Raw genomic sequence first — 13,322 nt, 5'->3', positions numbered from 1 at the left:
TCATGCCTCCTTCGACGGCGTGGTGCCGGTCTTGACGGCGAGCGCCTTGTTGGCGGCGCGCTTGCGTTCGAGCGCGATCTGCTGGACGGCACCGAGACCGTTCACCGACGGCTTGGACCAGAACTTCGACTTCGACGCCATGAACACCAGCGGCCACGTCACCAGGACCACGACGACGATGTCGAGGATCGTCGTCAGTCCGAGGGTGAAGGCGAAGCCGCGGACCTGCCCTACGGCCAGCACGTACAGCACGGCTGCGGCGATGAAGCTGACGGCGTTGCCCGACAGGATCGTCTTTCGCGCCCGCGCCCAACCACGGGGTACCGCGGACCGGAAGCTGCGACCCTCACGGATCTCGTCCTTGATGCGTTCGAAGAACACCACGAACGAGTCGGCGGTCATACCGATACCGATGATCAATCCGGCGATGCCGGCGAGGTCGAGGGTGAAACTGATCCATCTGCCCAGCAGGATGATGATCCCGTAGACGACCAGACCTGCCAGCATCAACGACAGAGCGGTCAGCAAGCCGAGGGCGCGGTAGTAGAGCAGGCAGTAGACCAACACGAGCAGCAGTCCGATGGCTCCGGCGATCAGACCCGCTTCGAGCGAGGCCAATCCCAGCGTCGCCGACACTGTCTCGGCTTCGGAGGACACGAACGACAGCGGCAGCGAGCCGTATTTCAGTGTGTTGGCCAACTCCGAGGCGGTCTGGGCGTTGAAGTTTCCGGTGATGGAGGTGGCGCTACCGGCGGGCGTCACGCCCTGAATCACCGGCGCGCTGATCACCTTCGAGTCCAGCACGAATGCGGCCTGCTTCTGCAGATTCGCGGCGGTGAACTGTGCCCAGGTGTTCGAAGCTTCCGAGTCGAAGGTCAGGCTGACCTGGAACTGGGCTTGCTGGCTGTCGAAACCTGAGGTCGCATCGGCAATCTGCTGCCCGTCGATGATCGTGGGGCCGAGCAGGTAGACGGCCGTCCCGTCGGTCGAGCAGGCAACGAGAGGAAGCGCCGGATCATCGTTGCCGGCGAGTGGGTCGGCTGCATTGCAGTCGAGGGACTGCATGGCCAGCTGCTGGATCTGCGGGTCTTCGCTCTGTCGCAGTGCCTTAGCGTCGGCGATCTCCTGCGCTGCGCGATCCGCGTCGGACAACGACGCATCGTTGGCCGGATCGCTGGCGGGTGCACCGGTGGCGGGTGCACCGGTTGCGGGTGCCTCGGTGGCCGGTGCATCGGTCGAGGGCGTCGGATCGACCGTCGACGGATCCTGGGCGGGGAACACTCGATTCTGGGGAGCATCCGCGGGAGCTGTGGGTGCCGCCGGATCGGTGGACGCGGCCGGAGCGGTCGGATCGGTGGAAGGGGACGGATCGGTGGACGTCTGGCCCGGGTTCGTCTCTTGGCCTGCCGAGGGAGCGACCGATCCCAGTACCGGTCGGATGAACAGTCGCGCGGTCTGGCCGAGGGTGCGCGCCTGGGAGCTGTCGTCACCGGGCACCGTGATGACGAGGTTCTCGCCGTCGATGACCACCTCGGAGTTGGAAACACCGAGACCGTCGACGCGGGTCTGGATGATCTGCTGGGCCTGCCTCAGGCTGTCCTGCGTCGGCGCATTGCCATCGGGGGTTCGCGCGGTGAGGGTCACGCGCGTGCCGCCCTGAAGGTCGATTCCCAACTTCGGCGAGGGTTCTTTGTCTCCGGTGAAGAAGACCAGGGCGTACACCGCTGCGATCAACACCGCGAAAACGGCGAGATAGCGGGCGGGACGCACCGGTCCGCTGGAAGGTGCCACGGTGTGTGATTCTCCTCTGGGCGGTGGAAAGTATCGGTTCCTACAGGGCTCGCGTCGACTCGGATTGTCAGCGGCAAGCGGTGCGATTGTGCACCATCTGTGTCACCGCAGACGAAACCGCTGCCGGATTCTGTCCGACAGCGGTTCGAATCAACGGATGCTCACTCTTTTTCGAGCCGCTTCGACGTCTGTTCGACGGTCTCGTCGGGCCCGCCGACATCGGTCTTGTTCAGCGACGGTCCCGAACTGGCGTTGGTCTCGAGGTTCGCGGTGTCCGTCTCGAAGTCGGTGTCGTCGAACTCCGAGCCGTCGGGCAGTACCTCGCGCACGACTGCCCGCGACCAGGTGGTGATGATGCCGTCGGCGATCTCCAGGTCGATGGTGTCGTCCTCGACCAGGACGATGCGGGCGTAGAGACCGGCCGTGGTGACGATCTCGTCGCCGACCTTCAGCGACTCCTGCATTTCGGTGGTCTTGGCCAGCACCTTTTTCTGTCGACGCGCATTGAGAAACAGCGGTACCAGAAGGGCCACGATCAGCAGCGGAAACAGCAAATCCATCGGAAGGTCAGTCCTCGAAGTTCGGGTCGAAAGTCGTCATTGTCTCGTGCGCGATGTCGCCGGTGCGAGCCTCGCAGCTACCCAGTGTGCCATCACCGGGAACCGGCCCGGTCCGTTCGTGTCCTCTTATACCCGATTCACTCGAATAATCCCTGCTGAATCTCCGCAGATCGGACAGAAATTCCCCCTACTGCGAGGTCCGCAGGCGGGGTCAATCCCAGGTGTTGCCATGCTGCCGCGGTCGCAACGCGTCCTCGCGGTGTACGCGCGACCATTCCCGCTCGGACCAGGAAGGGCTCGCAGACCTCCTCGACCGTCGATGCTTCCTCACCGACGGCCACCGCCAGCGTCGACACTCCGACCGGTCCCCCGCCGAAGCTGCGGATGAGCGCGCTCAGCACGGCGCGGTCCAGGCGGTCGAGTCCGAGTTTGTCGACGTCGTAGACCACCAGTGCGGCCTTGGCGATGCTCTGGGTGACGCTGCCGTCTCCTCGCACGTCCGCATAGTCACGAACTCGCCGAAGCAATCGGTTTGCGATACGCGGGGTGCCGCGTGAGCGCCCGGCGATCTCCGCGCACCCGTCCCGATCGATCGGCACGCCGAGAATGCCTGCCGATCGCATGAGAATGCGTTCGAGTTCGCTCGGCTCGTAGAAGTCCATGTGCGCCACGAAGCCGAAGCGATCGCGCAGCGGTCCGGTCAGCGCACCTGATCTCGTAGTGGCACCGACGAGAGTGAACGGTGCGACCTCGAGCGGTATCGACGTCGCTCCTGGCCCTTTGCCGACGATGACGTCGACTCGAAAATCCTCCATCGCCAGGTAGAGCATTTCCTCGGCCGGTCGGGCGATGCGATGGATCTCGTCGATGAACAGCACGTCGCCTTCGACGAGATTGCTCAGCATTGCGGCCAGGTCGCCCGCGCGCTCGAGCGCCGGACCGGACGTGAGCCTCAGCGAGGTTCCGAGTTCGGCTGCGATGATCATCGCCATGCTGGTCTTCCCGAGCCCCGGCGGCCCGGACATCAGGATGTGATCGGGAGTACCGCCGCGCATCTTGGCGCCGGACAGTACGAGTTGAAGCTGCTCACGCACTCGGGGTTGCCCGATGAAGTCGGTGAGATTCCTCGGACGCAGACTCGTCTCGACATCCAGATCGTCGGACATCGCGTCCGCACCCAACTGCGAGTCGGCGAACTGGTCGTCCTCGGTCACGTCGACCTACCTGGACTTTCCGAGGTACGCGAGCGCCGATCTCAATGCCGTCGAGGTGGTGGCCTCGGGTTGCTGGGCCAACACCGCATCGGTGGCTTCCTCGGCCTGCTTGGCCGGGAATCCGAGCCCGATCAACGCCTCGACGATCTGATCACGCATGGAGTTACCGGCCCCGGAGCCGGGCACGACCGAGCTGCCGGTGCGGCCGACGACTGCGTCGACCTTGTCGCGAAGTTCGACGACCATCCGCTCTGCGCCGCGCTTCCCGATACCGGGCACTCTGGTCAACGCCCCGATATCGCTGTCGGCCAGAGCTGTTCGCAGGGCATCGGGCTCGTGTACGGCGAGCGTGGCCATCGCGATTCGTGGACCGACGCCGGACACGGTCAGGAGCAGCTCGAACAGCTCGCGGGACTCCGTGTCCGGAAAGCCGTAGAGCGTCTGAGAGTCCTCGCGGACGATCATCGTGGTCAACAGGGTCGATTCACTTCCCCGGTGCAGAGTGGCCAGTGTTGCGGGCGTGGCGCTGATTCGATACCCGACACCTGCAGCCTCGAGCACGGCGTGGTCGAGCGCGATGTCGATCACCGAGCCCCTGATCGATGCGATCATCGCGCGCCAGCCCCTTTCTTCGCCAACTTCTCGACCTTGCGTGTGACTGCCGCGCGGGCCTTGCGCTCCTCGGCCAGACGCGCGTCGTACTTCCGTTTCTGTTCTGCTGCCATCGCTTCCGCCTTCGCCATCCGCGCAATCATCGGAGCTCGCCAGCAATGACAGATTCCGAGGGCGAGAGCGTCGGCTGCATCCGCGGGGGTGGGAGCCGTCTGCAGACCGAGAATGCGCATGACCATGGCCGTGACCTGAGCCTTGTCGGCCGATCCGTTGCCGGTCACCGCAGCTTTGACCTCACTGGGGGTGTGAAAACAGACGTCGATGCCGCGCCGGGCTGCGGCCAACGCGATGACACCACCGGCCTGAGCGGTACCCATCGCCGTACGCACGTTGTGTTGCGCGAACACTCGCTCGATCGCCACCACCGACGGTGTGTGCGTATCGAGCCAGTACTCCGCGGCCTCGGAGATCCGCAGCAGCCGCTGCGCCAAATCCATATCCGCGGGAGTGCGCACCACGTCGACGTCGAGCGCAACCACCGTTCGGCCCACCCCGCCCTCGATCAAACTGAGCCCACACCTGGTGAGACCGGGGTCGACACCCATCACCCGCACGCCACCACACCTTCCGCTTACGAACTGTTGTTCGATAGCGTAGCGGAGCGTACCGACGGATCAGGGCTACGACACCCGTCCGATGGTGCCTCGATGACATCGGGGCCGGTCAGTCCTCTTCGTTCAACTCGGCCATGACCTCATCGGACAAGTCGACGTTGGACCACACGTTCTGCACATCGTCACTGTCCTCGAGCGCGTCGATGAGCTTGAAGACCTTGCGCGCACCCTCCGCGTCCACAGGAACGTTGACCGAGGCCTGGAAGCTCGCCTCGGCAGAGTCGTAGTCGATACCGGCTTCCTGCAACGCGGACCGCACCGCGACGAGGTCGGTCGGCTCACTGACGACCTCGAAGGTGTCACCGTTGTCGTTGACTTCCTCGGCACCGGCCTCGAGAACGGCCATCAGCACGTCGTCCTCGCTCTGACCGTTCTTTTCGAGGGTCACCACGCCCTTGCGCGAGAACAGGTACGACACCGAGCCGGGGTCGGCCATGTTTCCACCGTTGCGAGTCATCGCCACGCGCACCTCGCCTGCGGCACGGTTGCGGTTGTCGGTGAGGCACTCGATGAGGATGGCCACACCGTTGGGGCCGTAGCCCTCGTACATGATGGTCTGCCAGTCGGCACCGCCGGCTTCCTCGCCCGCTCCTCGCTTGCGCGCACGTTCGATGTTGTCGTTGGGAACCGACGTCTTCTTCGCCTTCTGAATGGCGTCGAAGAGAGTCGGGTTGCCCGTGGGGTCACCTCCACCCGTGCGAGCCGCCACCTCGATGTTCTTGATGAGTTTGGCGAAAGACTTGCCGCGCCGGGCGTCGATCACCGCCTTCTTGTGCTTGGTGGTGGCCCATTTTGAGTGGCCGCTCATGCGATAGCGCCCCTTCCTGCTCGAAATCAGTGTTGTCGACTTTACTCGCCCGGTAGGCGCTCGGGACCGACCTGGTCCGTCGGGTCCTAGCGGCGGCGCACCATGTCGACGAAGAGTCGGTGCACTCGATCGTCTCCGGTGACCTCGGGATGGAAGCTGGTGGCCAACACGTGGTTCTGCCGGACGGCCACCACCCGTCCGGCGGCCGGTCCGTGGGGCACGGCGGCCAGCACCTCGACGTGCTCGCCGACCCGCTCGACCCAGGGCGCCCGGATGAAGACTGCTCGCACCGGCCCACCCTCGATGTCGATGACGTCGAGATCGGTCTCGAACGAGTCGACCTGACGTCCGAAAGCATTGCGCCGCACAGTGATATCGAGGGAGTCGAGATGCCGCGCGTCGGGCCTGGTGTCGAGAATCTCGGACGCCAGCAGAATCATGCCCGCGCAGGATCCGTACGCGGGCATGCCCTCGACCAACCGGGCCCGCAACGGGTCGAGCAGGTCGAACACCCCGAGCAAGTTGCTCATGGTCGTGGATTCCCCACCGGGGATGATCAGCCCGTCGACCTGCGTGAGTTCGGCGGGACGCCGCACCGTGACGCCGTGCGCTCCGCTCGACTCGAGCGCCACCAGATGCTCGCGAACGTCGCCTTGCAGTGCCAGAACTCCGATGGTCGGAGCGCTCACTTCAGTCCGAAGGGATCGATGTTGGCGCTCTCGGGATTTCGCTCGAAACGCATGAGCCCCTCCTGCACCACCGCGGCAACCATACGGCCGGAGGTGTCGAAGATCCGTCCCTGTGTCAGGGCCCGCCCGAAATCGGCCGATGGCGACGTCTGGTCGTAGAGCAACCATTCGTCCGCCCGAAACGGCCGAAGGAACCACAGCGCGTGATCGAGCGAGGCGGTCTGTGTCACGGCCTCCGGGTGGGGAACCTTGGCCGATCCCAACAGCGTCATATCGCTCATGTACGCCAATGCACACACGTGGAATACCTGATCGTCGGGCAGCGTGTCTCGATAACGGAACCAAACACGTTGCTGCGCTGCGAAACTGGGATGCTTGACGGTCTGGTCGCCGGGGACGAGCCGGATGTCCCACTCGGACCACTCCTTGTAGTACGAGTGGTCGTACTCGGCGAGGGTGGTGGGGTCGGGCAGACTCTCGGGTTGCACGACGTCGGGCATCACGTCCTGATGTGAAATACCGTCGTCGTCCCCGTGGAACGAGGCGGACATCGTGAATATTGCTTTGCCGTCCTGGATTCCGGTCACGCGGCGCGTGCAGAAGGACCGTCCGTCGCGGATCCGATCGACCATGAAGACGGCCGGTTCGTTGGGGTTGCCGGGCCGCAGGAAGTAGCCGTGCAGAGAATGCACGCGAAACTCGGGGGCCACCGTGCGCACCGCTGCAACGAGCGCCTGGCCCGCGACCTGGCCGCCGAACGTCCGGGGTAGTCGACTCGGGAAGGTCCGTCCCCGATAGATGTCGTTCTCGATCCGCTCCAATTCGAGAATGTCCTCGATGCTGGCCATGGCTTGTGCCCACCTTTCCTGAGGGGCCCAGGCTAACAATGGACCGACCAGGCAAGATGGTCGGTGTGGGTCAACCGGTGCCGATCTTTCCCGATCTCCTCGTCGAGTCGATCGTCGACTCCTGCCCGGCCGGTGCCCGAACGATCGTCCTGGTCGATGGTGCCGATGCCGCACGGCCGGTCGAGTTCGCCACGCGCACAGCCGAACACGCTCGCTCGAACGGGCGTCCGGCGGCGGTGGTCGACCTGCACGACTACGTCCGGCCTGCGTCGATTCGATTCGAGTACTCACGCACCGACGAATTGAGCTATCGCACACTGTGGTTCGACTACGACGCCGTGGCCAGGGAGGTCATCGCTCCGATGCGACCCGGTGGCCGAGGTCACTTTCTCCCCCGTCTGTGGAACGAGTCGACCGATCGTTCCGCCCGCGCACGCAGCGTGGACGCCGCACCGAATCAGATCGTCCTGATCGCCGGACCGATGCTGCTCGGACGGGGCCTGGACGTCGACGTGTCGGTGCAGCTGCGCCTGTCCGAAGGCGCGTTGCGTCGACGAACAGACCCGGCCGACCAGTGGACCTGCGCCCCACTGGTCGAGTACTACGACAGCCTCGACCCCTCGGCCGGGCGGACGGACTTCGTGGTCCGATGGGACCATCCGGACCGCCCGGCACTCGAACGCCGCTAGCGGGTTGGAGTCACCAGCCGCGCTCGGCGAGCCGGTGCCCGACGGGGAGGTCGTCGACGTTGATGCCGACCATTGCCTCGCCGAGGCCACGCGAGACCTTCGCCAGCACATCCGGGTCGTCGAAGAACGTGGTCGCCTTGACGATCGCCTCGGCGCGTTCCTTGGGGTTGCCGGACTTGAAGATTCCCGATCCGACGAAGACTCCCTCGGCACCGAGTTGCATCATCATCGCCGCGTCGGCCGGAGTGGCGATTCCACCGGCGGTGAACAGTGTGACGGGCAGCTTGCCTGCGCGGGCGATCTCGACGACGAGGTCGTACGGGGCCTGCAGTTCTTTCGCAGCCACGTACAGCTCGTCCTCGGGAAGCGAGGTGAGTCGGCGGATCTCGTCGCGAATCTTGCGCATGTGCGTCGTCGCGTTGGAGACGTCACCGGTTCCGGCCTCGCCTTTGGAGCGAATCATGGCTGCGCCCTCGGTGATTCGGCGAAGGGCCTCACCGAGGTTGGTGGCACCGCAGACGAAAGGAACGGTGAAGTTCCACTTGTCGATGTGATTGGCGTAGTCGGCCGGAGTGAGAACCTCGGACTCGTCGATGTAGTCGACGCCCAGGCTCTGCAGGATCTGCGCTTCGACGAAATGTCCGATGCGCGCCTTCGCCATCACCGGGATGCTGACCGAGGAGATGATGCTGTCGATCATGTCGGGATCGCTCATCCGCGACACTCCACCCTGGGCGCGAATGTCGGCGGGAACGCGCTCGAGGGCCATCACTGCCACCGCTCCGGCGTCCTCGGCGATCTTGGCCTGGTCTGCGGTGACCACATCCATGATGACGCCACCCTTGAGCATCTCGGCCATTCCTCGCTTGACCCGCGCGGTGCCGACTCCGTTCTCGCTCGCCCCGCCTTCGGCCGATGCGGCGGGCGTGGTGGATGCGTGTGGGGTACTCAAGCGAAACTCCTGTGTTCTTCGACGCTGTCGCAGCGCTCCGGGCTGATTGGCGCGAGTGCGCACCGCCGTTCCCACGAATGCTCGAGGGCTGCGGCGCGAAGTCGCGCCCAGAACACTAGGCTTCCGCTGCGCCGATTCCCATAACCACTTGACGATTGCTGGCCTGCTCGACGAGGTCCAGATTGTCAGCGGATCGCGCGCACGTCCGGATCTCCGCGGCGGGCGAGCGCCACGTTGACCTCGTCGAGCAACTCGGCGAGATCCTGCGGATAGACATTCTCGCCGACTGCACCGAAACCACGGATGTCCGATTCCATGCACCACCGGTGCCCCGTCACGATCCGACGCTCCAAGTCGGTGAATCCGGCGCTGTGCGGCTCGAACTCCTGAGTTCGGTACGCAAAGAACAATTCCTCCGATCTGATCAGAGTTCCGTTGAAAGGGAAGGTGGCGACCCGGCGCCACAGCGGACCTCGCAGATCGGCCGCAGCAACGTCCAGACCAGTTTCCTCGCGGACCTCTCGGACGGCGGCATCGCGCAGCGACTCGCCCTTCTCCACGGCTCCACCGATCGTGAACCAGAAGAACGTGTCGGGAGCCGTCGGGTCGTGCCCGCGCAACAGCAGCACCCGGCCCCGCTCGTCCAGCAGCACCACCCGCGCCGAGGTCCGCGGCGTTGCCCGATTCTCGGCACCGAAGGTCGCAGCGGCAGAACGCTCGGCAATCTCGAAGTACGACGGCAGGGCGGCCGTGCCGCCGAGATGCAGCCACCGAACCGGACGTCGTTCACGGAGCGCCAGGGTGTCGCGAACGGCATCGTTGTGGAACCGTCGCGCGATCAGCACCCGAGCCTCGGCATCGGCCAGTTCGGCGACCAACTGCGGAGGCAGATCGTTCGGTTCCACGACGGCCAAGGACATCGACACGGCGTTCTCTGCATCCTCCCGCTGCGACCGATCGGCGCGCTCGGCTCGATCCGCCAATGCGGCGAGTTCCCTGCTCGACGGTGCCGAGTCTCGCGTGGCAGCGGACACGGCCCGGGCGACGACGGCACGGCGGGCGAGCGCAGCGTCCAGCGCCTGCCAGGCAAGATCGGTCCGTACGTGCAAGCGATCGAGCCGGTTGGCGGTTCCGTAGGCCCAGAGACCGACCACGAGTATCAGGACTGCGATCAGTCCGAGTACCAGGATGGTGAGAGCGGAAAGAGTCATCAGGTCGCCGCTCGAACTTTCTGGCCGCCGATGGTGACGGTGTCGTACACCCGGAGAATCTGCTCGGCGACCACCGGCCAGTCGTAGGCGGAGACAGCCGCCGACGCAGCGTCGATCAGTGGACCTCTGACAGCGTCGTCGGACAGAATCGAGCTCACTGCCGCCGCGAGGGCGGCGGCATCGTCGATCGGAACCAGCAGTCCGCAGGTGCCGTCGCGCAGGACTCGACGGAAAGCGTCCAGTTCGCTTGCCACCACCGGCGTTCCGGCGGCCATGGCTTCGACGAGCACGATACCGAAGCTCTCACCACCGAGGTTGGGCGCACAATAGACATCGACGCTGCGCATTGCCGAGGCTTTCGTGGCGTCGTCCACCTGACCGAGGAACCTCAGGTGTGACGCCAGCTCCCCCGCCTCTTTCCGGAGCTTGTCCTCGTCGCCGCGACCGACGATGAGAATCTCGATGTCGGGATGCGATCGGACCAGTGTGGGTAGGGCGGCGAGCAGGACGGCCATTCCCTTCCGCGGTTCGTCGAATCGGCCGAGGAAAAGCACTGTACGACCGGGACGCGGGTAGCCTTCGAGCAGCGCGGCATCGGCGAACGCCGGCACATCGACACCGTTGGGAATCTCGACCGCGTCGGAGCCGAGGGCCTCGACCTGCCAGCGTCGGGCGAGTTCCGAGACGGCGATCCGTCCGCTGATCTTCTCGTGGTAGGGCCTGAGAACGCCTTGAAAGGTACTGAGCACCAATGACTTCGTGGTGGAGGTGTGGAAGGTCGCCACGATCGGACCGTCCGCCGCTTTGAGCGCAAGCATCGACAGACTCGGCGCGTTCGGTTCGTGAATGTGCAAGACGTCGAAATCGTTGTCCGAGATCCACTTTCGGATTCGGGAGTAGGTCACCGGCCCGAATCGCAGACGAGCGACCGATCCGTTGTACGGGATGGCGAGTGCCTCACCTGCCGAGACCACGAACTCCGGCAGTTCGACGTCGTCCGATGCCGGTGCGAGGACGCTCACGCGGTGTCCACGTTCGATGAACACCTCGGCCAACTGCTGAACATGGGCCTGTACGCCGCCGGGAACGTCGAACGAGTAGGGGCAGACCATGCCGATCTTCACGTGCCCTCGATTCGGGCTCGCCGTTCGGCCGACCAGTCGCTCATCCACAGCGGCTGAAGCATGTGCCAGTCCGCCGGGTGTGCCCGGATTCCGGCAGCGAAGTGATCGGCCAACGTCTGGGTGGCGGGCCCCACGCCTGCCGAGACATCCACTGCGGGCGAGATGTCGAAACCCCAGCCGTCGCCATCGAAGTAGCCGTGCACCGGCAGCAACGTCGCGCCGGTGTCGATCGCAAGCTTCGCGGCACCGGCGGGCATCCGGGTCGGTTCACCGAAGAACGTGACGGGCACCCCGTGCTTGGCGAGGTCTCGCTCGCCGAGCAGGCAGACCACCTTGTTCTTGCGCAGCCTTTCCGACAGTGCGAGAAGGGGCGGTTGTTCACCACCGCTGAGCGGGAAGATCTCGAAGCCCAGGCTCTCCCGATAGGCGACGAATCGCTGGTACAGAGATTCGGGCTTCAGGCGCTCGGCAACGGTCGAGAGCCCACCGTGGGTGCGCACCAGCCACATTCCGGCCATATCCCAGTTGCCGCTGTGCGGCAGTGCCAGCACCACTCCTTTGCCGGCCGCGAGTGCACTCTCCAGATGTTCCTTGCCGTTCACGCACCGATCGACGACTGCTGCCTGCGCGGCCAGATCCATCGACGGTAGCCGGAACGCCTCGCGCCAGTAGCGGGCGTACGAGCGGACACTGTCTCGAATCAACTCGTCGGGAACCTGACCGGGAGTCGTGGCGAGTACGCGAGCAAGATTGCGCCGCAACTGATCCGGGCCACCATGTCGCCCCGACGCGAAGTCGGCACCTCGATCGAAGAGTTCTCGCGCCACGCCCTCGGGCAGTGACCGCACCAGTCGCCACCCGGCTGCGTATCCGAGGTCGCTGGCCCTCTCGGAGAGGTTCACGACGGTGCCACATCTCCGTCGTCGGAGGCCGTGGCCGACGACGGCGCGATGATGTCGCGTGCGCCCGCGGATCCGCGGACTGCCAGTACCCGTTGGAAGACCGTCACGATGCTCAGCGCGGCGAGCACCCACATCGCGGGGTAGATCAGGCTGTCCAGCCACGGAATGCCGAAGTGTCGGCCCACGCCGGTGAATCCGGCTCCGACGAGCACGATGACGAGGCGGTCCGGGCGTTCGATCCAACCGCCATCGGCCGAGAGACCACTGGCCTCTGCGCGCGCCTTGGCGTAGGAGATCACCTGCGAGGTGACCAGGCAGATCAGGGTGGCTACCAGCAGCAGCTTGTTCTGCTCGGAATACACCGCCCACCAGGCCAGGCCACCGAAGATTGCGCCGTCGGCCACGCGATCGCATGTCGCGTCGAGAACGGCACCGTACTTGGTGCCGCCACCCCGCGCCCGTGCCATCGCACCGTCGAGCATGTCGAAGAGCACGAACAGGGTGATGACGATCGAACCCCACCACAGGTAGCCGGCGGGGAACATCGTCACTGCCGCGGTGACGGTGACGACGGTGCCGATGATCGTCACCGAGTCCGGGGTCAGTCCGGTGCTGTTGAGAGCGCGGCCGAGCGGTGCCGTCACCTTCGAAACCGGCGCACGGCCGAAAATGCTCAGCACGGCGAGTGCTCCTCTCGCGGGTGTTTCATTCGTTCCAGGCCGACGCGAGCAGGGCCCGTGTGTCGCGAAGCAACTGTGGCATGACCTTCGCGCCACCGATCACGGTGATGAAGTTCGCGTCGCCGCCCCACCGCGGCACGATGTGCTGGTGTAGGTGCTCGGCCAACGAGCCGCCGGCTGCCGCACCGAGGTTGAGCCCCACGTTGAAGCCGTGCGGGCTGGACACCCGCTTGATGACCCGGATCATCTGCTGCGTGAACGCCATCAACTCGGCGCTCTCGGCAGGGGTGAGGTCTTCGAGTGCCGCTACCCGGCGGTACGGCACGATCATCGCGTGGCCGGGGTTGTACGGGTACAGGTTGAGCACCGCGTAGACCGATTCGCCCCGTGCGACGACCAGACCGTCCTCGTCGCTCATCTTGGGAATGTCGGAGAACGGCTCACTCGACTTCGTCGAGGTCTGCGGGGCCTCGGCGATGTAGGACATCCGGTGCGGTGTCCACAGTCGTTGCAGCCGATCGGGCTCACCCGCACCGGTGGCGACGATCGATTCGTCATGATCGGGCAT

At 65.2% G+C, this 13,322-nt stretch carries 15 protein-coding genes; 1 reads left to right on the top strand and 14 read right to left on the bottom strand.

Translation table 11 applies throughout. The annotated features are described in order from the left end of the window. From secD to ACOQFP_RS20375, 8 genes are all read right to left on the bottom strand, one after another. The gene (gene secD, locus ACOQFP_RS20410) at positions 1-1,791 is read right to left on the bottom strand and encodes a protein translocase subunit SecD (RefSeq protein ID WP_421585357.1); all 1,791 of its coding nucleotides are present in this window, start codon (positions 1,789-1,791) and stop codon (positions 1-3) included. Positions 1,792-1,952: 161 nt separating this feature from the next. Next, positions 1,953-2,351, bottom strand: a complete 399-nt coding sequence (yajC, locus tag ACOQFP_RS20405; protein ID WP_421585356.1) for a preprotein translocase subunit YajC — start codon at positions 2,349-2,351, stop codon at positions 1,953-1,955. 137 nt (positions 2,352-2,488) lie between these two features. Next, positions 2,489-3,517: a Holliday junction branch migration DNA helicase RuvB gene (gene ruvB, locus ACOQFP_RS20400; RefSeq protein WP_421585386.1), complete on the bottom strand. Its 1,029-nt coding sequence runs from the start codon at positions 3,515-3,517 to the stop codon at positions 2,489-2,491. Between the two features lie 54 nt (positions 3,518-3,571). Further along, positions 3,572-4,177, bottom strand: a complete 606-nt coding sequence (gene ruvA, locus ACOQFP_RS20395; RefSeq protein ID WP_421585355.1) for a Holliday junction branch migration protein RuvA — start codon at positions 4,175-4,177, stop codon at positions 3,572-3,574. After that, positions 4,174-4,791: a crossover junction endodeoxyribonuclease RuvC gene (gene ruvC, locus ACOQFP_RS20390; protein ID WP_206488419.1), complete on the bottom strand. Its 618-nt coding sequence runs from the start codon at positions 4,789-4,791 to the stop codon at positions 4,174-4,176. The genes ruvA and ruvC overlap by 4 nt, the downstream gene beginning before the upstream one ends. Positions 4,792-4,900: 109 nt before the next feature. Beyond that, a complete protein-coding gene (locus tag ACOQFP_RS20385) occupies positions 4,901-5,659 on the bottom strand; it encodes a YebC/PmpR family DNA-binding transcriptional regulator (RefSeq protein WP_206488417.1) in 759 nt (252 codons plus the stop codon). 86 nt (positions 5,660-5,745) lie between these two features. Further along, positions 5,746-6,348, bottom strand: a complete 603-nt coding sequence (gene pdxT, locus ACOQFP_RS20380; protein ID WP_206488415.1) for a pyridoxal 5'-phosphate synthase glutaminase subunit PdxT — start codon at positions 6,346-6,348, stop codon at positions 5,746-5,748. Continuing rightward, entirely contained in the window at positions 6,345-7,196 is an 852-nt protein-coding gene (locus ACOQFP_RS20375; RefSeq protein WP_206488413.1) for an acyl-CoA thioesterase, read from the bottom strand. The genes pdxT and ACOQFP_RS20375 overlap by 4 nt, the downstream gene beginning before the upstream one ends. 38 nt (positions 7,197-7,234) lie before the next feature. Between ACOQFP_RS20375 and ACOQFP_RS20370 the strand changes: the two genes are divergently transcribed. Then, the gene (locus ACOQFP_RS20370) at positions 7,235-7,885 is read left to right on the top strand and encodes a hypothetical protein (protein ID WP_421585354.1); all 651 of its coding nucleotides are present in this window, start codon (positions 7,235-7,237) and stop codon (positions 7,883-7,885) included. 10 nt (positions 7,886-7,895) lie between these two features. On the opposite strand, the gene pdxS is transcribed toward ACOQFP_RS20370, so the two are convergent. From pdxS to ACOQFP_RS20340, 6 genes are all read right to left on the bottom strand, one after another. Next, complete coding sequence (gene pdxS, locus ACOQFP_RS20365; protein ID WP_206488411.1) at positions 7,896-8,837, bottom strand: pyridoxal 5'-phosphate synthase lyase subunit PdxS; 942 nt, start codon at positions 8,835-8,837, stop codon at positions 7,896-7,898. Positions 8,838-9,022: 185 nt separating this feature from the next. After that, positions 9,023-10,048 carry an NUDIX domain-containing protein gene (locus tag ACOQFP_RS20360; RefSeq protein WP_341245032.1) on the bottom strand — a complete coding sequence of 342 codons (1,026 nt, stop codon included), beginning with the start codon at positions 10,046-10,048 and terminating at the stop codon, positions 9,023-9,025. Then, positions 10,048-11,172 carry a glycosyltransferase family 4 protein gene (locus ACOQFP_RS20355; RefSeq protein ID WP_206488406.1) on the bottom strand — a complete coding sequence of 375 codons (1,125 nt, stop codon included), beginning with the start codon at positions 11,170-11,172 and terminating at the stop codon, positions 10,048-10,050. Before ACOQFP_RS20355 ends, ACOQFP_RS20360 begins: the two co-directional genes overlap by 1 nt. Continuing rightward, positions 11,169-12,074 (bottom strand): phosphatidylinositol mannoside acyltransferase, encoded by a 906-nt coding sequence (locus tag ACOQFP_RS20350; RefSeq protein WP_421585353.1) that lies wholly within the window; start codon positions 12,072-12,074, stop codon positions 11,169-11,171. Before ACOQFP_RS20350 ends, ACOQFP_RS20355 begins: the two co-directional genes overlap by 4 nt. After that, positions 12,071-12,754, bottom strand: coding sequence for a phosphatidylinositol phosphate synthase (pgsA, locus tag ACOQFP_RS20345; protein WP_206488402.1), 684 nt, complete (start codon positions 12,752-12,754; stop codon positions 12,071-12,073). The genes ACOQFP_RS20350 and pgsA overlap by 4 nt, the downstream gene beginning before the upstream one ends. A gap of 25 nt (positions 12,755-12,779) precedes the next feature. After that, on the bottom strand, positions 12,780-13,322 hold the full coding sequence (locus ACOQFP_RS20340; RefSeq protein ID WP_206488400.1) for an HIT family protein: 543 nt from the start codon (positions 13,320-13,322) through the stop codon (positions 12,780-12,782).

It is taken from the genome of Rhodococcus sp. MALMAid1271, from assembly GCF_049195265.1.
Taxonomy (GTDB): Bacteria; Actinomycetota; Actinomycetes; order Mycobacteriales; family Mycobacteriaceae; genus Rhodococcoides.
The sequence above is the reverse complement of the archived record's forward strand: the minus strand, read 5'-3'. Positions and strand labels throughout refer to the sequence as shown.

Excerpts from the sequence above, each read along its gene's own strand:
- yajC (WP_421585356.1), bottom strand. The coding sequence starts at position 2,351 with ATGGATTTGCTGTTTCCGCTGCTGATCGTGGCCCTTCTGGTACCGCTG.
- ruvB (WP_421585386.1), bottom strand. The coding sequence starts at position 3,517 with ATGTCCGACGATCTGGATGTCGAGACGAGTCTGCGTCCGAGGAATCTC.
- ruvA (WP_421585355.1), bottom strand. The coding sequence starts at position 4,177 with ATGATCGCATCGATCAGGGGCTCGGTGATCGACATCGCGCTCGACCAC.
- ACOQFP_RS20385 (WP_206488417.1), bottom strand. The coding sequence starts at position 5,659 with ATGAGCGGCCACTCAAAATGGGCCACCACCAAGCACAAGAAGGCGGTG.
- ACOQFP_RS20375 (WP_206488413.1), bottom strand. The coding sequence starts at position 7,196 with ATGGCCAGCATCGAGGACATTCTCGAATTGGAGCGGATCGAGAACGAC.
- ACOQFP_RS20370 (WP_421585354.1), top strand. The coding sequence starts at position 7,235 with ATGGACCGACCAGGCAAGATGGTCGGTGTGGGTCAACCGGTGCCGATC.
- ACOQFP_RS20360 (WP_341245032.1), bottom strand. The coding sequence starts at position 10,048 with ATGACTCTTTCCGCTCTCACCATCCTGGTACTCGGACTGATCGCAGTC.
- ACOQFP_RS20340 (WP_206488400.1), bottom strand. The coding sequence starts at position 13,322 with ATGCCCGATCATGACGAATCGATCGTCGCCACCGGTGCGGGTGAGCCC.